This is a genomic window from Spiractinospora alimapuensis (assembly GCF_018437505.1).
GTDB classification, from domain to species: domain Bacteria; phylum Actinomycetota; class Actinomycetes; order Streptosporangiales; family Streptosporangiaceae; genus Spiractinospora; species Spiractinospora alimapuensis.
The window spans coordinates 1,868,440-1,885,777 of the sequence record NZ_CP072467.1 but is presented as its reverse complement, the minus strand read 5'-3'; the positions used below and the strand labels follow the sequence as shown (position 1 = coordinate 1,885,777).

Below are 17,338 nucleotides of genomic sequence, written 5' to 3'. Positions count from 1 at the left end.
GCCATCCCTTCTCTGGTGATTGAAGACGCGCGTTCATGGTGGGCGAGATCTTCGACGCGCGGAAGTACCGACCTTTCTCTGGGGTACTAACCGTTGGGTGCGCGCTGCTGATGGAGCGCTGTGAGGGCAACGCCATCGGGGCGTCGGTGAAAGTGAAACAGTGAGAGTGGGGGAGGCGGCCATGACACGACTCTCGGCACGGCTGGCCGCCGTTGTCGACGCGCTTCCGCTGCGTCCCGGGCTTCGGGTGCTGGAGGTCGGCGGGGCACCCGGGGCGGCGGCGCGGGAGGTGGCCCGTCGGATCGCGCCCGGCCACATCCTGGTCATCGACCGGTCCGCGCAGGGTGTCGCACAGACTCGGCGCAACGCCGCCCCGGAGATCGAAGCGGGACTCCTGAGCATCCGACAGGTGGACGTCACCGAGTTCGAGCTCCTGCCTGACGAAGCCCCCTACGACCTCGCTTTCGCGGTCCGCGTCGGTGCCCTCGACGGACGTCACCCCACGGCCGGCGCGTTGGCGCTGCCCCGGATCGCGGGGGCGCTCGTTCCCGGGGGTCGCCTTCTCATCGACGGCGGCGACCCGCTGCGGGAGGTCCCCCTGGGGCGGGGGTGGTGAAGGACCGCGCCGTGGCCGCCGTGCACGGGGGCTGTTAGTGTCGCCGACCATGACTGGACCCACCGGGAAGCCCACGGTGCGCGCCGCGCGCCCCAACGACTTCGAGCCCATCATCGCCGTCGTGGACGACTGGTGGGGACGCCCCGTGTCCGTCAACGTGAGTCGGTTGTTCCTCGACCACTTCCATGACACCAGTCTCGTCGCGGAGACCGACGACGGGCGGATCGTCGGCTTCGTCATCGGGTTCCTCTCACCCGCGGATCCGGACTGCGCCTACATCCACTTCACCGGGGTGGCTCCCGAGGCGCGCCGGACGGGGCTCGCCAGGGACCTCTACGACAGGTTCTTCACCGTGGCGCGCGCCGCCGGGCGTACGAAGGCGAAGGCGGTCACCTCGCCGTTGAACACCCGCTCCATCGCGTTCCACGAGGCGGTCGGGTTCACGGTGTCGGACCCAGTACCCGACTACGACGGCCCCGGACTGGACCGCGTCGTGTTCCGTCGGGACCTGTGAGGCCGGCCCCGGTGCCTAGGCCAGTTCCGTCGTTCCGACCACACGGGTCCGGCGACGGAGGACGATGGCGGTCGTCAGCAGGAGGCTGAGCGTCAGCATGTAGGCGGCGAAGGCCCACGCGGCCGGCTCCCACTCGGTGATGGTCAGCAGGGTCAGGCCCGCTCCGGCGGCGATGAAGACGAAGAACAGCGCGTTCTCGGAGTGGGGATCTCGCCAGGCCTTGCGCACCGTCGGTATCGCGCCGGCCGCGTCGGCGCCGACCGCGAACAGCACTCCTAACGGCGCGCTGCCCAGCCCCAGCCACACCACGAGCGCGGCGGCGGCGATCGCACCGCAGGCGAGGTCGAACCCGGTCACGGCGACGGCGCCGTGTCGGCTGAGAAAGGACGCCGCCAAGACCACGAGGGGGCCCACACCCGCGCCGAGGGTCAGGATCGCGGGTGGGCCGATGCCGTCGTCGAGCTGGGCGAGGAAACCGATCAACGGAGCCGCCGCCCAGAGAAACCACGTGACCCGGTTGGGTCGCGCGTGCCCCCGCAACGTCGCCCACGCGTAGCGGAGGCTACCGACTAGGCCGAGAGCCGCGCCGAGGAAAACCCAGTTGGGATCGAGCACAGGCGCAACCCTAGTTCGGTCATGGCACGTCCTGGGCCGGCGGGTCCCACGCCACGTTCACGAGGGATCCCAGCGAGATTGATCAAGATCGCCCACACTGGATCAATGGGAGATCCCGAGATCAGCCTGGCCGGCGTGCACGAGGCCACCATCGCGACACAGCTCCAGATCGACTTCGCGGACGAGTTCGACACCCCGAGCCCATCGTTCGACGTCCTGCTCGCGCGGTTCCGGGCCCTGCTCGCCGACCCCGCGGCCTTCGTCCTGTTCGCCGGCCCCCTAGCCGAGCCGACCGGATACGCCGTCGTGACGCTCCGTCCCACCGTGTACTGCGACGGCCCTCTCGCCGTCCTCGACGAACTCTACGTGCGCCCACCCCTGCGGGACGGGGGGATCGGCTCCGCCCTGCTCCGTCGCGCCGTCACCGAGGTCCAGGAGCGGGGCGGCGGCGAGATGCACATCAACGTCGACGAGGTCGACGCGGGGGCGAGGCGGTTCTACGAACGTCACGGATTCCTGAACGTCGAGCCCGGGACCGACTACCGAATGCTGTGCTACGTGCGGGAACTGTAGCGATCGGGGTTCCCTATGTGGAGGAGGGGGCGGGCCGGGGACCCTTCGGTCAGACCGGGCAGTGACGTTCGCGTGCGGCTAGGACAGGTGTCGGAGCACGGTTCGCGGGTCCGGGTTCGTCAGGGCTCCGCCACCGATGACGACGGTGGGAACGGTCGCGTTGCCGTCGTTGACACTACGGACGAAGTCCTCGGCCGCCTGGTCCTGCCAGATGTTGATCCAGGTGACGGCGGTTCCCCGCGTGCCGAGGGCCCGTCGCAGGCGGGTGCAGTACGCGCACCCGGGACGCCAGTAGGCGATCACCCGTCTCCGCTCGGCCGGCAGCGCCGCGATGTCGTCGTGCCGGACGCCGCGACCACCCCGCCAGGGAGCCATCCACCACGCCAACAGGAGCAGCGCACCCGTGACAGCCCCCGCGGCGGCGACCGACTCGGCGAACAGTAGTCCACCCATCAACAGGCCCCCGAGGCCGACGGGGATCCAGGCGACTCGTTCGAAGCGCTCCACGAGATCAACGTAGAGGATCCGCGAACGGCCCGCCACGTGCCGGGCGATGGAGAGAGGGAACCTGGAACCGATGCGGGCCGGTCGCACGACCCAGGTCGTACCCGGGACATCGGTGTGCGGGGAGACCGTTCCGGCCAGCCGCGTTCCGTCGCGTTCCACGCTCCGTCTGCCCCGGCCACCAGGCGGGGGCGCGGTGCGCGACGTCTACACCCGACGCGTGCGGGCACGTTCGACCGGGCCCGTCGCCTATGATCCGGGGACGGTGTGACCGAGGCCCACCATCGAAGAGCACTGGATCCGCGACCGCTGGCCGGGGGGAACGACGTGAGTAACAATGAGGCCAGGCCCGAGGAGATTCGCTGTGTGGCCATGGCGAGTGACGCCGACGGTCCGCTGGTGGAGGTGCTGACACCCCGGGACGTGCCCCTGGGCGGGCCACGGGCGATGCGGGTTCGACGGACGCTTCCGCAGCGGGCGCGGAGCCTGATCGGTGCGTGGTGCTTCGCCGACCACTACGGGCCGGACAACGTGGCCGAAACGGGTGGGATGCGGGTTCCACCGCACCCACACACCGGGCTGCAGACGGTGTCCTGGCTGTTCAGTGGTGAGATCGAGCATCGAGACAGCGTGGGCAGCCACGCGTTCGTGCGACCGGGTGAGCTCAACCTGATGACCGGTGGGCACGGCATCTGCCACTCGGAGGTTTCCACGGAGCGGACCACCACGTTGCACGGCGCCCAGCTCTGGGTGGCGCTGCCACAGGACAGCCGGGACGCGCGGCGCGACTTCCAGCACTACGTGCCCCAGTCGGTCCGACTGGACGGGGCGGAGATGCGGGTGTTCCTGGGGTCGATCGCCGGGGAGACCTCCCCGATCCGCACCTTCACGCCGTTGCTCGGCGCCGAGCTCGTCCTCGCCCCGCACACGGCTTCCCACCTGCCGGTGGACGCCGCTTTCGAGCATGGGGCGCTCGTCGACGAAGGGGACCTCCGCCTCGGGGACACGGTGCTGCGCCCGGGGGAACTCGGCTATGTCGCCCCCGGACACGACACCCTCACCCTGGTCAACGAGTCCGACCGCCCCACCCGACTCCTCCTGCTCGGAGGAACCCCTTTCGAGGAGGAGATCGTGATGTGGTGGAACTTCGTCGGTCGCGAGCACGACGACATCGTGCGGGCGCGCGAGGACTGGCAGAAGGAGTCGGAGCGTTTCGGTGAAGTCACCGGATACCCCGGCGACCGGCTACCGGCGCCACCGCTGCCCAACGGCACGATCCGCCCACGCCGCAGGGCGAGCGGCACGGGCGGATAGGGCGACGGGAGCGGCGCCGTCAGAGGGACGGGACGCGGAGCCTGACCAGTCAGGGCGTGTGGGAATTCCACATTCTGCTGTTGTGGAATGTGGTGAACCGCCAGCCGTCGGCGAGTCGTAGCGCGGTGCGCGTCTGGATCGACAGTGTTTCGGGCCGGCACTCCTCTTCACCGGGCTGGAGGATGCAGACTCCACTCGTGATCATCACGGCCATGTCCGGAGTGGGGAAGCGGACGGTACGGGAACGGGGTGCGGACATGCGGGTGTTCGCCATGAATCCCTCGAATCCCTCCCGCAGGCTCTCGGTGATTTCGGCGCGACCGCGCAGGTGACTGCCATCGACCGCGATGAAGTCGGCGTCCTCGGTGAAGGTCGCCGCGAACGCGGCACCGTCCTTCGCCCACGCCGTGATCTGCCGCCGAAGCAGCTCGTCCAGCTCCACGATGTCGGCTTCCCGATCGGGTGCGGTGTCCATCGGTGCGTCCTTCCGTGACGTGCGATCGCCCTCACCTTAGGACGCCCAGTCCGAGCCCGAACTGGGCCCCCGGATGGTCGACCGCCCGATCTCCGCCCGCTCACTCCTTCTCTGTGGAGGACGACAGGAACGCACACAGGCCGAAGCCGAGTAGCGCGATCCCGCTGAGCACACCGCTGACCACCGCGATCGGATCCACGTGTCCCAGCATGCGGACCACGAATCCGGCGAGGCCCAAACCGGTGATGACGGCTCCCAGGAGATGGAAGACACGGAGCCGGAAGATGATCCCGAGCGGGAAGAAGTGCGTACCGACGACGAAAGCCACCCAGGCGACGCCGAGCTCCGGGTAGCCGAGCCGGCTGAGGATCTGGCTGCCCGCCATCAGCGCGGCGACCTCCACGCCGACGATCGCCCAGTACTTCCACCCGAACACCGCGCCGGCCTCGGGGGGCGTGGTGGCCAGGGTCCGTCGCCGATAGTCGCGGAGGCTGAGCATCACGATGGCGACGGCAGCGGCGACTGCGGCGACGAGCAGTGGGATCCGCGCGGTCGACGGTAGTTCGCCCGAGTTGATCCACACGAAGGTGAGCCCGAACCCGGCACTGATCAGAGACCCGATCTCTCGTCCGGGAGCGGGGGCCGCGCGGTGTGATTCCGTGAGCCGCGTCGTCATGGTCTTCCTCCCGGGGTGGCTCATATTGACGTTAGTCAACTCTAATGAATAAGGTTTCGTCAAGTACGAGCCGTGGACCAAGGGATGTCGCCAGTGCCGCCATCATCACCGCGCCGCTACCGTTCGCCGTTGCGCGAGACGCGGGCGGCCCAGACCCGGGCCGAGATCACGGCCGCCGCGCGCGAGCTGTTCGAGTCTGGGGGGTTCGCGAAGACCACCATCGCGGCGATCGCGGAGAAGGCCGGAGTGTCCGCCCAGACCGTGTACGCGGCCTTCGGGTCGAAGGCCGAGGTCCTGCGCGCCATCGTCGAGCAGATGGAGGAATCGGCGGACGCGGAGATGTGGCGCGGACGCGTCGCGGAGGAGAGCGACCCCCGGGCGGTGCTTCGGGCGTGCGCGGAGTGGGTTCGGGCGTTCTACTCGGCCAGCATGCCCCAGCTCCTCGTGGCTCGGGAGGTAACCGCGGAGATGAGGGAGATGGCGGCCGAGGGCGACGCACGGCGTCGCGCGGGTCTGGTCCCGCTGATCGACCGACTCGTTGGCGAGGGGGCCATCCGCCGTGACCTCTCCACGGCCGATGCGGTGGACCGAGCGTGGCTCCTCACCAGCCTGGACATCTACCTCAACGCCACCACCACGTGCGGCTGGTCGCCCGAGGCCTACGCGTCGTGGTTGGCCGACGCGCTCGCCCAGCAGCTCCTGGAGCCGCCCGGTTCGTCCGAAGCCCCGAGTTCCGGCGGGTGAGCCCGAGGCCAGGCCCTTCCAGGCGAGGAACGCGGTCGCGTCAATGGCCGGCCTGGAGCGTCGTCGCTCTCGCCGCCTACACGACCACGCTGACGCGCCGCGACGCCTGACCGGGAATCGTGCGGGGGTGGGAGTCAGGGCGTCAGGACCAGCCGAGTGCCTGAGGGCGGGGTTTCGGCCCACGCCGTCGACACCTGGTCCAGGGGCCTGTTCACCGTTTCCAGGCGCAGGTCACCCGACGCGAGCAGGGAGAAGAGCTCAGGTAGGGTCTCCCGGGTCAGGCGGGCGAACGCCTCCCTCGGGACGCTGCCGCCACCCTGACCCACCAGCTCGATTCCGGCCCCGCGCAGTACCCCAGCGGGCAGGGTGACCGTTGGGCCGGCCATCTCACCGATCTGTACGAATCGGGTCCGATGGAACCCGGCCGCGAGGTCGTCGCCTCCCAACGCTCGCAGGGTCTGTTCCGCCGGTTCGCCCCAGAGGTAGTCCAACACCAGGTCGAACGGTCGCTCGTGGTGCGACCGACGCACCGCCCGCAGGAGGTTCGGCGGGTCTCCGAGCGTGATGGTCTCGTCGGCGCCGACGGTCGTCAGCCAGTCGAGCCGGGCGGCGTCCCGACCGACGGCGGTGACCGTTCCGGCGCCGAACCGGCGTTTTGCCAGCCGCACCGCAAGCGCGCCGGTCACCCCGGTGGCTCCGAGGACGAGGATGTTCTGGCCGTGGCGCACCCGGCCGGAGTGTTCGAGGGCGAACATCGCGGAGACGCCCGCGTTCGGCAGAGCCGCCGCGGGGGCGTCGTCGACTCCGTCCGGAAGCTCCACGGCGTTGCCTGGATCCACGAGGACCCGCTCCGCCATGGTGCCACCGGGTGGCACCGCTCCGGTGTACAGCCGACGGCCATCTGGGGTCTCGACGACGGCGTCGGTTCCCATAGTCAGGGGCAGCGCCATCCGCCCGCTGCCGTAGTGCGTGCCCGCCGCCAGCATGCGTTCGACGTTCTTGACGGCCGCCGCGCGCAGGGTCGCGACCACCAGATCGCCTTCCGGGGCCGGTTCGGGGATCTCGGCACACACGGGTGTCTGTCCCAGTCGTTCCACCACCGCTGCCTTCACGGATCTCCCTCCAAGAATTTTGTTTCCATGGAAACGATATTCCGCTCAGGGTTGGATGGCAAAATTGTTTCTGTGGAAACCAATGAGGAGCTCGTCACTCGGATCCAGGATCTGATCGGACAGGTCGCGGCCAGACTGGGCGATGAGGACGAGGCCGAGTGGAAGTGGATGTCCGAGCAGGTCTCGGTCGAGGCCAGGCACGTCCTCGGCCGGATGAACGTCCAGGCGCTGCACCTGCTCGACCACGTCCCCGCCGCCGAGGACGGGGACGAGTCGACGAACATCGTGGGCCTCGCCCACGCCACCGGGATCCCGAAGGGCACGGTGTCGAAGATCGTCCGCCGCCTCGAGAACGGTGGCGCCGTGGCCCGGCACCGCGTGCCGGACAACCGTAAGGAAGTGCATCTGAGGCTCACCCAGTTGGGCCGGGAGATCCAGGAGGCGCACCGTGGCCTGCACGAGCGGATGGGCCTCGGTGCGTCGGAGTTCCTCGGCCGCTACAGCGCGGAGGACCTGGAGGTCATCGCTCGGGTCCTGGAGGACCTGGCCCGTGTGCCGCGCGAAGGCCTCCGGTTCCGGCCCGACCTCCTGTGAGGAGGAATTGGGAACCGCCCCCCGTGGGTGATCTCGGGACCGCTCTCCCACAGCCACCCAGACGCGAGTGAGCCCCCTCCGTTCCCGGAGGAGGCTCACTGTGTGGCCTGCGATTGTCTGGGGTGGACGAGGGGACTTGAACCCCCGGCCCCTTGGACCACAACCAAGTGCTCTGCCGACTGAGCTACGCCCACCATGTCGCCGGCCCGGAGGTCGGTGCGACGTCCCTTAGTCTAACGCGGGTCGGGAGTGCTTCGCCCACCTATTTCTGCTGCGCCGCGCTCTCCGCGACGATCTCGGCCGCGATCGCTCGGCTGGTCGCCGAGTCCGGTCCGGGTTCGGCGACGAAGGCCGCGGCGCGGTAGTAGCGCAGTTCCTGGATGCTCTCGGTGATGTCGGCCAGCGCGCGGTGCCCGCCCTGCTTCTCCGGGGCCTGGAAGTAGATACGCGGGTACCAGCGGCGCAGGAGCTCCTTGATGCTGGACACGTCCACCATCCGGTAGTGCAGGTAGTCGTCGAGCTCCGGCAGGTCGCGTGCGATGAAGGCGCGGTCGGTGGCGATGGAGTTCCCGCACAGCGGGGCCTTCTTGGGTTCGGGGACGAACTCGCGGATGTGCTCCAGGACGCGTTCCTGGGCCTCGTCCAGCGTGACGCCGGTGTCCAGCGCGGCGAGCAGCCCGGAGCTGGTGTGCATCTCCGTCACGAAGTCGCCCATTTGGTCCAGCGCGGCCTGAGGCGGCTTGACGACGACGTCAACACCGTCCCCGAGCCGGTTGAGCTCGCCGTCCGTCACCAGACACGCGACCTCGATCAGGGCGTCCTCGCGCAGGTCGAGGCCGGTCATCTCGCAGTCGATCCACACCAGGGCGTCGTTCATAACGCACAGCCTAGAACCTCTGTGGAGGCGTAGGCGCGTCCCCGGCCCCGCATTGTGTCGGCCGCAGTGGGCCACCGAGTTCCTCACCTGGGAGCGCGCCCGGCGCGAGACCGATCGGGATCGCTCCGGCAGTGACCGCGACGGCCGCCCACCCTGTCGGGTTGGGCGGCCGTGGAAGCTTGGCCACGACCCGGGGCGTGTCTCTTGAACCGCTGTGCCCATTTGGGGGCGCTGTTGGGGGGCTGAGGGCTCGCGACCGCCCGGACCACGTTCGCCTGTGTCGGCCCTTTCGAACAGCCCACCGGGAGGCCCAGCACGGATCGCCGTACGAGCCGAAGCCCGGGGCACCGCTGGGGCACCATCCGCGAAGCGGTCCCAGGAGGGGCGACGGCCGCTCCGTTATCCGAAAGCCCTCAAACATCACACCTAGTTGCCGAAGATGAGCCACCACATGTCGACGGTCCCCGTCACGTGCAGGATGACGCCCACGACCACGAGAATGAACACCGTGATGGCCAGGGCGAAGAGGCAGCCCATGCATCCGCTGCGCTTGCGCGGCTGGTGCTGGTGGTAGGGGTTCGGCCCGTGGCCCCAGTCCCCGTGCGGCATGTTCGGTCCGGGGCCGTGCCCGGGCATGGGTGGTTGCCCGCCCATGTGCGGTCCGGGGGGTGGGTAGGGTCCGCGGCCACCGGCCTGTCCGAACGGCCCTGGACCCTGAGGGGGCTGCGGCGCTCGGTTGGGCATACCGGGGGGATACGCACCTCCCTGGCCTGGAGGCGGACCGCCCATCCCCGCAGGCCCCCCAGGCCCGCCAGGTCCTCCGGGGCCGGGAGGCATCGGAGGCTCGGGTGGCGGAGGTGGCGGTGGACTCTGTGCCGGGAACCCGCCGGTGCCTTGCTGCGGCCCCGACGGCGGTCGCCCCCACCCCTGCTGAGGGCCGGACGGAGGCTGCGGCGACCACGCGGGCTGACCACCCGACGGCGGTTGCTGCGCCTGCTGGGCCCACGGTGGCGGGCCGTCGTCCGGGGCTGGGGGCTGCCCCCAGGGCGGCGCGTCACTGGGACCGGATGGCTGCCCCCATGCGGGTTGCGCGCTTGAGGGCTCTTGCCGCCCCCACGCCGGCGGTTCCGCGACCGGCGGCTGACCGCTGGTTTCCCGCGGATTCGGCCCAGAGGGCGGGTTGGGCGCGTTCCACACGGGCTGCGCGCCCTCGGGCTTGGCTGGGGCCGACTCCTCGGGGGGAACGGCCGGGGGGTGGCCGCCGGACTGGCGCGCCTCGAACTCGCGCTGCTTGCGCTCCAGCTCCTGGTTCTTGCGGTGGAGCTCTTCCTCCTGCCGCTTCATCTCCTCCTGGCGACGCTGCTCCTCCTGGCGTCGGTCGCGGTCGCTGGCGAGATCGGAGCGGTAGTCCTGAAGGCCCTCCCGCAGGTTGCCGAAGAACTTGCCGAAGAGGCCCCCCTTGTCGCCCCCGTCGGCGGGGGCGGAGGCCGCCGACGACATGGACGACGCCGAGTCGGGGTGGAAGACGGCGGTGCCCGGCTCGTCGGAGGCGGCGGGCGTGTCCGGTTGGAACACCGCGGTGCGCGGCTCGTCCGGGGTCGCGGGCGTGTCTGGTTTGAACACGGCGGTCGCCGGGGCGGACGGGGCCTGAGGCGGGCCCGGAGTCATGTCGGCGGTCGGCTCGTCGTCCTGTTCGGTCGGCCGAGCGTTGGGATCGAAGGTGGCGCGGTTCTCGGGTGGAGGTGGCGCACCCGGATTGAACACGGCCGTCGCGGGTTCGTCACTGGGCGGGGGCGCGGGCAGGGCCGAGGAGACGTCAGCGGTGGCCTCGGAGCTGGGGTCCCCGTCCGCGGGAGTGGTCGGACCCCCGGGCTGGAACACGGCTGTGGCCGGAGCGTCGTTCACCGGGGCGCTGGGTGGACGCCCGGGGTTGAACACCGCGGTCGCAGGTTCGTCGTCCACTGGAGAGGCCGAGCTACTCGACGACGCGGTGTCGGACGGTGGTGCGCTGGCCGGCCGGTCGTCCGGGGGCGGCACGAACATGGTCGCCGGCTCGTCGTTGGACGGAGCGGCTGGTGCGGGCGGATCCTGCACGGGCGGCGGGACGAACATGGTCGCCGGCTCGTCGGCGCTCGGGTCGGGCGTTGACCGGGAGAGACCGGGGGCGGCCGAGGTCGGACTCGGGTCCTGCGACGGCGGAGGGACATACGTCGTCGCGGGTTCGTCGTCGTTGTCGAGCACGGAGCTGAGGTCCGTCGTGGCCTCATCATCGTCCCGCGCCGTGGGGGGAGCGGTGCGTCCGCTCAGTTCGGACAGCGCGCGGACGTGCTCGGTCCAACGGCCGCCGTCCCACCAACGCACCTGGTCCGGTGTCCCGTGGGGATCCTCATACCAACCCGGCTCGATCGTTCCACCCATGGGCGCCAGACTAAACCGTCTCGCGGGAGTTGATGAAAGTGGGCTTGTCGCCGGTATCGGACACCGCCGACCGGCGGCGCCCGATCGACGCGAAGGCGGAACCGGATGGAGCGGATGGCCCGTCGCACACGTCGAAGAAGGGAAGGTGTGCGCCGGGCGGGCGTGGCCCTCGGCAGCGGACGTCACTGTCGCGAGCGGAACCGGACACACGACGCCGGCCACGCGGGCGCGTGACCGGCGTCGTCGCGGGGCGATGCGACTAGGTGGTGGTTGTGGTTGAGCGAGGGATGGGGGCTCGCGCAGTGGTGGTGAGTGTTGTCGACCCCGCTGGAGCGGGTCGATGCGCACCTCTACCGGTTGGATGTGGCGTAGTCCTGGTGGGGGAGTCATCATCGTGGGCGGCGCGGGGCCGGGGTGGGGGCGGGGGAGCAGGGAGCACTGCGCGTCGGTGCGTGAAGACGCCGAACCATCGGACCGAAGGTTCCCAAGAACCAGCCCGCCCCGGCCCACTCGAGAAACACCACCTAGGTGTGGGCGAAGGCTCGACATTCGGCGGTCTCGGACGGGGCCGGTGGGGGAGCGAGGAGCTCGTCGGGTTCGCGGAAGCGTCCGCGGACGGTGGCGGTTGACGGTGGAGTCGCGTGTGTCATCGCGGGGCCGCCGAGGAGGCGCTCCGGGCTGATCTTTCCTGGCATCCCGCTCTGCGATCCCGGGACCTGGGAAAGTCCGAAGTGACCTCCCTGGGCCCAGAGGCGTTCGTCCAGTTCGGCGAGGTGCGGTGCGGATGGTTCCGGTTGGCCGGCTGGCCACCGACGGGGAATCCCCCACGAGTCGAGCCAGGCGAGGACCTGACGCAGTCCGTTCAGCTCTCCCTCGGTGAAGGGATCGAGGGAGAACCCGACGACCTGGATCACGACACAGACCCGGCCCTCGTGCCCTCGATCCAGACGATGTTCCCCGCGACCCGTCCGAGGAGCGGGCGACGTGGCCGGCAATAGTTGGGCGAACTCGCCGCGAAGCGGATTCCACACCAGGTGGGCGGGAATGTTGGCTGCTTGAAGATCCCGCGCGGCGGCGGTCGCGCTGATGACGTGCGGATCGCTTTCCGTTGTCCCCCAGACGACGCGAGGCGCGCCCCCCGTGAGGCTTCCCTCACTGACGGTGCCCGATACTCGATTTACTCCTGGCATCCATGCGTAAACCACGGCGGAGCCACCCCTCCCGAAGCGCCAACGTGTTCTGCCCTCTAGCTACGCCAAGTTGGGGGAATAGTCCATAGTGCGCCGAAAGCGCGATTGTGCCTGTTGTTGACGGGATTTCTGGGGCGATTCCCCGCCTGTGCGAACAGGGACGAACCCGCATGGCCACATCCGGCCATGGCGGATTTGTTTCGGGGGTTGCAATGGGTTGCGTCATGCCCAGCGAAGAAGGGACCGGGAATCGCCCCAACGGCACAACCGAAACACTCGGTAACCAGTGAGCCGACCGACTCGTCAGCCTCCGTGGCGCGGGCCCCGGACACGAGACGCGGCGACGAGTCCCCGGCGACGTCCGGAGGGGGTGGCGCGTGCCTCGTCTCGGTGCGCGGTGGTCTACTCGTCCGATCCGAGGCGTAGTGCGAACCCCCGGAGGAAGATTTCACCGATCTCCTCCGGATCGGAGGTCACGAACGACTCGCCGCCCGTCAGCTCCGCCACCTGTTCCATGGGTTCGGTGTCGATGCTGGCGCCGTAGTTGAGGATGATGAAGGGTATGGGCCGGTCCGGGTCGGACTCCTCCTCCAGGGTCGCCAGTAGTTCCTCCAGCTCGAGGTCGCCGTCCGGGTTGTCCTGCTCGCCATCGGTGAAGAGCAGGACCACGTTGTTGCGGTCCGGCGCGTAGCTCTCCCGCATCTCCCGGTGGGCGGCGAGTACGGTCTCGTAGAGCGCGGTGTCGCCGCGTGGGTTCGGGGTGATGTCCCCCAGCTCTTCCATCAGTCCCTCACGGTGGGTGCCGTCGTCGCCGTCGGAGCCCAGTTCGCGGAGGGGAACGACCTCCCGGTGGTGTATGTCCTCTTCGAGGTCGGTGGAGAACTCCCAGACCCCGATCTCCGCGTCGTCCTCGAAGAGCTGGAGTCCCTCGGAGGAGGCCGCGAGGACCACCTCCATCCGGGTGGCCTCGACCTCCGGTACCTCGGCGAGCATCGATCCGGAGACGTCGTACACCGCCAGCATGCGTGTGCCGAGCTGTAGCTGGTTCCAGGCGGCGATCAGGTCCTCCGCGGCCCCGTCGCGGGGAGAGGCCAGTGGAGTGGGCGCTTCCTCGGCGAAGCCCCCATCCGACGACACCAGGCCCTCGTTGGCGGTCCCGTCCGTGGAGCGGAAGCCGCGGTCCCGGATCTGGCTCTGCGTGGCCTCGTCGCGCAGGAAGCCGCGGAAGTCCTCGGCGAGTGCGGCGGTCTCGTCGGCGACGTCCAGCAGGAGGTAGGGGTAGTCCAGGGTGTAGGTGCCTTCGGTGGGGTAGAGGACCTGGACCGCCTGGTCCGGTTCCTCGGCGTTGTGCGCCCACACGGCCTGTTCGGAGACGGCCAGCACCGCGCCGCTGTCGGCGTCCTCCGCCGCGATGCGCTCGAGCGCGTCTCTGGGGTTGATCGCGACGTCGCGCTGGAGAGTCTGTAGCGCGGCGATGAACTCCGGGCTGGTCCGCGCCGCGGAATCCGACTCGTCTCCCTCCTCGGGTTCCTCGGGCGCGTCCTCGTCGGCGCTGTCGCCGGATTCGTCCTCGCCCTCCTGTTCGTCGTCTCCCTCCTCCTGGTCCTCGGGGGCCGGGGCGTCATCGGCCGCCTCGCCGTCCTCGGTGTCACGTCGTTCCTCGATCGCACCGTAGATCAGGGCGAGGGTGGTCAGGCCGGAGGAACTCAGGGTCGGTTCGACGAGGTGTACCGCGCGTTGGTCGTCGTCCCGGGGCGCGGTGTCGGGAACCAGGGACGCCCAGGAGCTTTCCTCGTGGTCGGATCCCGGTGGAGAGGCGAGCACGATCGGGGAGTTGGCGATCATTGTGCTGGTGCTTTCGAGCGCGTTCGGCCCGGCCGTGTCGACCACGTGGTCCTCCCAGAGGGAGGAGTCGGGAATCCAGACCGAGGGGTTGTCGGCGCCGCCCGTGGTTGGCCCTTCGCCCGTGATGTCGTAGGCGACGTCGGAGGACTCGACGCTCTCCACCGTGACTTCCTGGCAGTCGCGGTCGGCCGCGAACTCGGCTCCGAGCTCCGTGAGTACGGGAGCGATCTCCGGCGCCGCGGCCACGCGTAGTTCCTGGGTCCGGCCGAGGCACGTCACGTCGGACTGCCAGAAGAACCACCCCGTCGCCCCCAGTCCGAGGAGAACCACCAGAGCGGCGGAGAAGGCGGCCACGGCGACGCCTCGTCCGCGGCGGCGCGGTCGGTGTGGTCCGGGCAGCGAGTGGTCGCCGGTCCCTTCGACAAAGTCAGCGTTTCGATGTCGTCCCACGGTTCTGAGGTCCTTACTCCAGTCGAGTGGATGCGAAGAACGGTACTCAAGCGGCGAACCAGGACAAATGGGCAAGGTCACAGGCTCGCGGCGTTGCGCTGGCGCGTCACCGTCGTTCGAGGTCAGCGAGTGCGGTGGGGCAGTGGATCGAGGTCAGAGCCCGGGCCACCCGATCGCCCCGCTTGTGACCGGATCGTGATGGTTCTGGGTCAGGGGGAGTCCTCCCGGCTGTCGCAGTCCGGCACGCACAACCGCCGGGAGATGGAGCTGAGGAAGATGTCGCCGATCTCGTCCGCGTCCTCGGTGAAGTACGCGGTTCCGCTGGTCGCGTTGGCGATCTCCGTCAGCGGCCGCTCGTCCTCGAAGTCGCCGAAGGCGATGATGAACATGGTGACCGGACGCTCGGGGTCGAAGCTGTCCTCGAGCTGGGCGACGAGCTGTTCTTCGGACAGTTCGCTGCGCCCTTCGTCGTCGCCCGACGTCAGGACGATCACGCTGTTGATCTTGTCCTCGTGGTAGGCGTCGGTCATCTCGTCGTAGGCGGCACCGATGCTGTCGTAGAGCCGGGCGTCGCCGCCCTCCAGCTCGATGGCGGAAGCGGTGTCCCGCAGTCGCTCGCGCACGGTTTGCCCCTCGTCGGAGTCCTCCAGTCGCGCGAGCTGGTGTGTCTCCTCGTGTCCGGACGAATCCAGTTCCGTGGACAGGAGCCACAACCCCATGTCGGTCTGGTCGGGGAAGAGCGCGAGGCCCAGCTCCGCCGCCTCGACGGCCACGTCGAGTCGGGAGAGGTCCCCCGAAAGTGGCTCGCCCGCGGTGTCGGAGACGTCGGCGAGGACCAGAGCGCGACTCGGCATGGACAGCCGGTTCCAGTCCTCGATCGCGGTGAGCAGCGCGTCGCCGGTCAGGTCCTCGTGCGTCTCCGGTGGGTCTGGTTCGACTCCGGGAACGTCCGGCGGTGTTCGGGGCTCGGCACCGGACGGTTCCCGGAACCCGAGTTCGCCGAGCCGGTCCTGGTAGGACTGGGCGGACAGCAGCTCGTACAGCGACTCGGCCCCGCTTCGTCGGTCCGCGTCGTCGGTGACCAGCGTGAAGGGGTAGTCGAGGGTGACGGTCCCTTCCTCGGGGTGCAGTGCGCGTAGGCGCGTCGGGGGACCGGAGGCGTTGTAGTCGCGCACAGACTGTTCCGGAACGACGGTGAGCGGATCGGCTCCCGGGTAGACGCCGCTGAGTTCGATGTGTCCGAAGGCGCTGTCGAGCTGGACGTCGTGGACGAACTCGGTCATCTCCGCGTCGGCCTGGTCGCCGGTTCCCAGGGACTGCCGGATCGCGTACATCGCCGCCATGCCGTCCGCGCCCCGGTTGGGGTCCACGAGTACCACCGGACGATCTGGATCACGGGCGTCGGGCAGCAGGAGGTCCCAACTCGCCGTGTGTTCGTCGGCGGGTGCGACGCCGTCGGCGTCCTCGGGAACCGCGAGAACGACGGGGGAGCTCGCGAGTGAACGTGGGTCCGGTTCCAGGGTCTGCGCGCCGGACTCCGAGACGCGGGCGAGTTCCACCCACGCGGAGGACTCCGGTATCCACACGTCGGGCGTCACGGTGGAGTCCAGGGTGCGGCCGCCGGCGAGGTCGGTCATGACGGCGTGCGGCGGGGTTTCGGTGACCTGGGCGTAGAGGCACCCGTCGGCATGGTCGTTGAACTCCGCCGCGGCCTCCTGCGCCACGGGGGCGACGCTCAGCGCCGCGGCGACCCGCAGGTACTGGGGCTCGGAGCACCCGAACACGCGGATGCCGAGAGGAACCGCCAGCACCAACAGCATGACCAGGGTGGCGAGGATTCCCGCGATGGTGAGGGGGTGCCGGAGCGTCCGGTTCGACGGCCTGAGTCGTCGATGCCGTCCCTCAACCAACGAGCGCTCCGAATCATCTCCGGTGCCGTGCGAGCCGCGAACGGAGGTTGACGGTATGTGGCCAGTGCGCGGCGCGACACAGGTCAGTGATCTACATCGCACGATGAGCCTACTGGTAAGTAATGTTTCGGGGAAGTCCCGGGATTTCGTCCGATACTGGGAGTAGCGGGTTACGCGAAATGGCGAGCCGCGGCTGACTCCCGATGGGGTTCATGGCAAGATGGGCGAGTCGCGGAGTCCCGACCCGAACCGTAGACCGACGCATTCGGCGTGCGCCCGCGTGTCCCTGCCCCGTCGTCGATGTTTCCCGGAGCCATGCGCAAATCCAGCCAAGGTATGTCACGCTCTCTCAGCGGAGTACTGGGCGCGGTGTGTGCGCTGATCGCGGGAACCTACGGCCTGGTGGTGGCGAGCGCGCTCACCAGCACCCCGAACTACCCCCAGCCCGGCGACCTCGAGGCGATGGCACCGATCAGCGCCGAGTCCGGACCGGTTGGCGAGCTCTACATCCGGGTCAGCGGCGCTGACGAAGAGGACTCCAGCCAGTTCCTCGCCTGTACCGGCGATCCTGACGCCGACCCGGAGGCCTGTGCGGTCCTGGACGAGCGTGTCGACGCCCTGGACGAGGTCGCGGAGGACACCATCTGCACCGACACGCTCTACGGTCCCGAGGCCGCGCTGATCAGCGGTAACTGGGACGGCGACGAGGTCCTCACCGAGCTCACGCGGGACGGATCCTGCGAGGAGGCCCGCTGGCAGCGGCTGAGCTTCCTCACCGAACTCGCCGGCTGAGGGCCCGGCCCGCCCGCGAAACCGGGTCGCGTCCTCCCGATCGTCCGTGCCAGCCGGGACGCGGCGGGGCCGCACCGACCGGCCTCACCCGCCCACACCACGCGGAGCCCGGATCCTGA

At 69.6% G+C, this 17,338-nt stretch carries 17 protein-coding genes and 1 tRNA gene; 7 read left to right on the top strand and 11 right to left on the bottom strand.

The features are described 5' to 3' along the window. The first annotated feature begins 181 nt into the window (after positions 1–181). Together J4H86_RS08620 and J4H86_RS08615 are read left to right on the top strand one after the other, a co-directional pair. Positions 182–616 carry an SAM-dependent methyltransferase gene (locus J4H86_RS08620; protein ID WP_236542979.1) on the top strand — a complete coding sequence of 145 codons (435 nt, stop codon included), beginning with the start codon at positions 182–184 and terminating at the stop codon, positions 614–616. A gap of 49 nt (positions 617–665) precedes the next feature. Then, entirely contained in the window at positions 666–1,130 is a 465-nt protein-coding gene (locus J4H86_RS08615; RefSeq protein WP_236542978.1) for a GNAT family N-acetyltransferase, read from the top strand. A 15-nt stretch (positions 1,131–1,145) separates the two neighbouring features. On the opposite strand, the gene J4H86_RS08610 is transcribed toward J4H86_RS08615, so the two are convergent. Beyond that, complete coding sequence (locus tag J4H86_RS08610; RefSeq protein ID WP_236542977.1) at positions 1,146–1,745, bottom strand: hypothetical protein; 600 nt, start codon at positions 1,743–1,745, stop codon at positions 1,146–1,148. A 105-nt stretch (positions 1,746–1,850) separates the two neighbouring features. Here J4H86_RS08610 and J4H86_RS08605 point away from each other — a divergent pair, with 105 nt between their 5' ends. Further along, the gene (locus J4H86_RS08605; RefSeq protein ID WP_236542976.1) at positions 1,851–2,318 is read left to right on the top strand and encodes a GNAT family N-acetyltransferase; all 468 of its coding nucleotides are present in this window, start codon (positions 1,851–1,853) and stop codon (positions 2,316–2,318) included. Between the two features lie 78 nt (positions 2,319–2,396). On the opposite strand, the gene J4H86_RS08600 is transcribed toward J4H86_RS08605, so the two are convergent. After that, entirely contained in the window at positions 2,397–2,984 is a 588-nt protein-coding gene (locus J4H86_RS08600; RefSeq protein ID WP_236542975.1) for a glutaredoxin domain-containing protein, read from the bottom strand. 165 nt (positions 2,985–3,149) lie between these two features. On the opposite strand from J4H86_RS08600, the gene J4H86_RS08595 reads away from it, so the two are divergent. Then, positions 3,150–4,136 (top strand): pirin family protein, encoded by a 987-nt coding sequence (locus J4H86_RS08595; RefSeq protein ID WP_236542974.1) that lies wholly within the window; start codon positions 3,150–3,152, stop codon positions 4,134–4,136. Positions 4,137–4,185: 49 nt separating this feature from the next. On the opposite strand, the gene J4H86_RS08590 is transcribed toward J4H86_RS08595, so the two are convergent. Then, complete coding sequence (locus J4H86_RS08590) at positions 4,186–4,611, bottom strand: SgcJ/EcaC family oxidoreductase (RefSeq protein WP_236542973.1); 426 nt, start codon at positions 4,609–4,611, stop codon at positions 4,186–4,188. A 100-nt stretch (positions 4,612–4,711) separates the two neighbouring features. Beyond that, positions 4,712–5,287 (bottom strand): hypothetical protein, encoded by a 576-nt coding sequence (locus J4H86_RS08585; protein ID WP_236542972.1) that lies wholly within the window; start codon positions 5,285–5,287, stop codon positions 4,712–4,714. A 129-nt stretch (positions 5,288–5,416) separates the two neighbouring features. Here J4H86_RS08585 and J4H86_RS08580 point away from each other — a divergent pair, with 129 nt between their 5' ends. Further along, on the top strand, positions 5,417–6,031 hold the full coding sequence (locus tag J4H86_RS08580; RefSeq protein ID WP_236542971.1) for a TetR/AcrR family transcriptional regulator: 615 nt from the start codon (positions 5,417–5,419) through the stop codon (positions 6,029–6,031). Between the two features lie 134 nt (positions 6,032–6,165). Here J4H86_RS08580 and J4H86_RS08575 read toward each other — a convergent pair whose 3' ends face one another. Continuing rightward, positions 6,166–7,143 carry a quinone oxidoreductase family protein gene (locus J4H86_RS08575; RefSeq protein WP_236542970.1) on the bottom strand — a complete coding sequence of 326 codons (978 nt, stop codon included), beginning with the start codon at positions 7,141–7,143 and terminating at the stop codon, positions 6,166–6,168. A 72-nt stretch (positions 7,144–7,215) separates the two neighbouring features. Between J4H86_RS08575 and J4H86_RS08570 the strand changes: the two genes are divergently transcribed. After that, entirely contained in the window at positions 7,216–7,737 is a 522-nt protein-coding gene (locus J4H86_RS08570) for a MarR family winged helix-turn-helix transcriptional regulator (protein ID WP_236542969.1), read from the top strand. A gap of 118 nt (positions 7,738–7,855) precedes the next feature. On the opposite strand, the gene J4H86_RS08565 is transcribed toward J4H86_RS08570, so the two are convergent. The 6 genes from J4H86_RS08565 to J4H86_RS08540 all read right to left on the bottom strand — a co-directional run bounded on the left by J4H86_RS08565 (position 7,856) and on the right by J4H86_RS08540 (position 16,427). Then, positions 7,856–7,931, bottom strand: a tRNA-His gene (locus tag J4H86_RS08565). A gap of 68 nt (positions 7,932–7,999) precedes the next feature. Further along, positions 8,000–8,614 carry an oligoribonuclease gene (gene orn, locus J4H86_RS08560; protein WP_236542968.1) on the bottom strand — a complete coding sequence of 205 codons (615 nt, stop codon included), beginning with the start codon at positions 8,612–8,614 and terminating at the stop codon, positions 8,000–8,002. 426 nt (positions 8,615–9,040) lie between these two features. After that, positions 9,041–11,032: a DUF2510 domain-containing protein gene (locus tag J4H86_RS08555; protein WP_236542967.1), complete on the bottom strand. Its 1,992-nt coding sequence runs from the start codon at positions 11,030–11,032 to the stop codon at positions 9,041–9,043. A gap of 524 nt (positions 11,033–11,556) precedes the next feature. Next, on the bottom strand, positions 11,557–11,946 hold the full coding sequence (locus J4H86_RS08550; protein ID WP_236542966.1) for a hypothetical protein: 390 nt from the start codon (positions 11,944–11,946) through the stop codon (positions 11,557–11,559). A 678-nt stretch (positions 11,947–12,624) separates the two neighbouring features. Next, complete coding sequence (locus tag J4H86_RS08545) at positions 12,625–14,421, bottom strand: substrate-binding and VWA domain-containing protein (protein WP_236542965.1); 1,797 nt, start codon at positions 14,419–14,421, stop codon at positions 12,625–12,627. Between the two features lie 305 nt (positions 14,422–14,726). After that, positions 14,727–16,427: a substrate-binding and VWA domain-containing protein gene (locus tag J4H86_RS08540; protein ID WP_330932505.1), complete on the bottom strand. Its 1,701-nt coding sequence runs from the start codon at positions 16,425–16,427 to the stop codon at positions 14,727–14,729. Positions 16,428–16,763: 336 nt separating this feature from the next. Here J4H86_RS08540 and J4H86_RS08535 point away from each other — a divergent pair, with 336 nt between their 5' ends. Further along, positions 16,764–17,219, top strand: a complete 456-nt coding sequence (locus J4H86_RS08535; RefSeq protein WP_236542964.1) for a hypothetical protein — start codon at positions 16,764–16,766, stop codon at positions 17,217–17,219. Positions 17,220–17,338 lie beyond the last annotated feature (119 nt).

Excerpts from the sequence above, each read along its gene's own strand:
- J4H86_RS08620 (WP_236542979.1), top strand. The coding sequence starts at position 182 with ATGACACGACTCTCGGCACGGCTGGCCGCCGTTGTCGACGCGCTTCCG.
- J4H86_RS08615 (WP_236542978.1), top strand. The coding sequence starts at position 666 with ATGACTGGACCCACCGGGAAGCCCACGGTGCGCGCCGCGCGCCCCAAC.
- J4H86_RS08605 (WP_236542976.1), top strand. The coding sequence starts at position 1,851 with ATGGGAGATCCCGAGATCAGCCTGGCCGGCGTGCACGAGGCCACCATC.
- J4H86_RS08590 (WP_236542973.1), bottom strand. The coding sequence starts at position 4,611 with ATGGACACCGCACCCGATCGGGAAGCCGACATCGTGGAGCTGGACGAG.
- J4H86_RS08585 (WP_236542972.1), bottom strand. The coding sequence starts at position 5,287 with ATGACGACGCGGCTCACGGAATCACACCGCGCGGCCCCCGCTCCCGGA.
- orn (WP_236542968.1), bottom strand. The coding sequence starts at position 8,614 with ATGAACGACGCCCTGGTGTGGATCGACTGCGAGATGACCGGCCTCGAC.
- J4H86_RS08555 (WP_236542967.1), bottom strand. The coding sequence starts at position 11,032 with ATGGGTGGAACGATCGAGCCGGGTTGGTATGAGGATCCCCACGGGACA.
- J4H86_RS08535 (WP_236542964.1), top strand. The coding sequence starts at position 16,764 with ATGTCACGCTCTCTCAGCGGAGTACTGGGCGCGGTGTGTGCGCTGATC.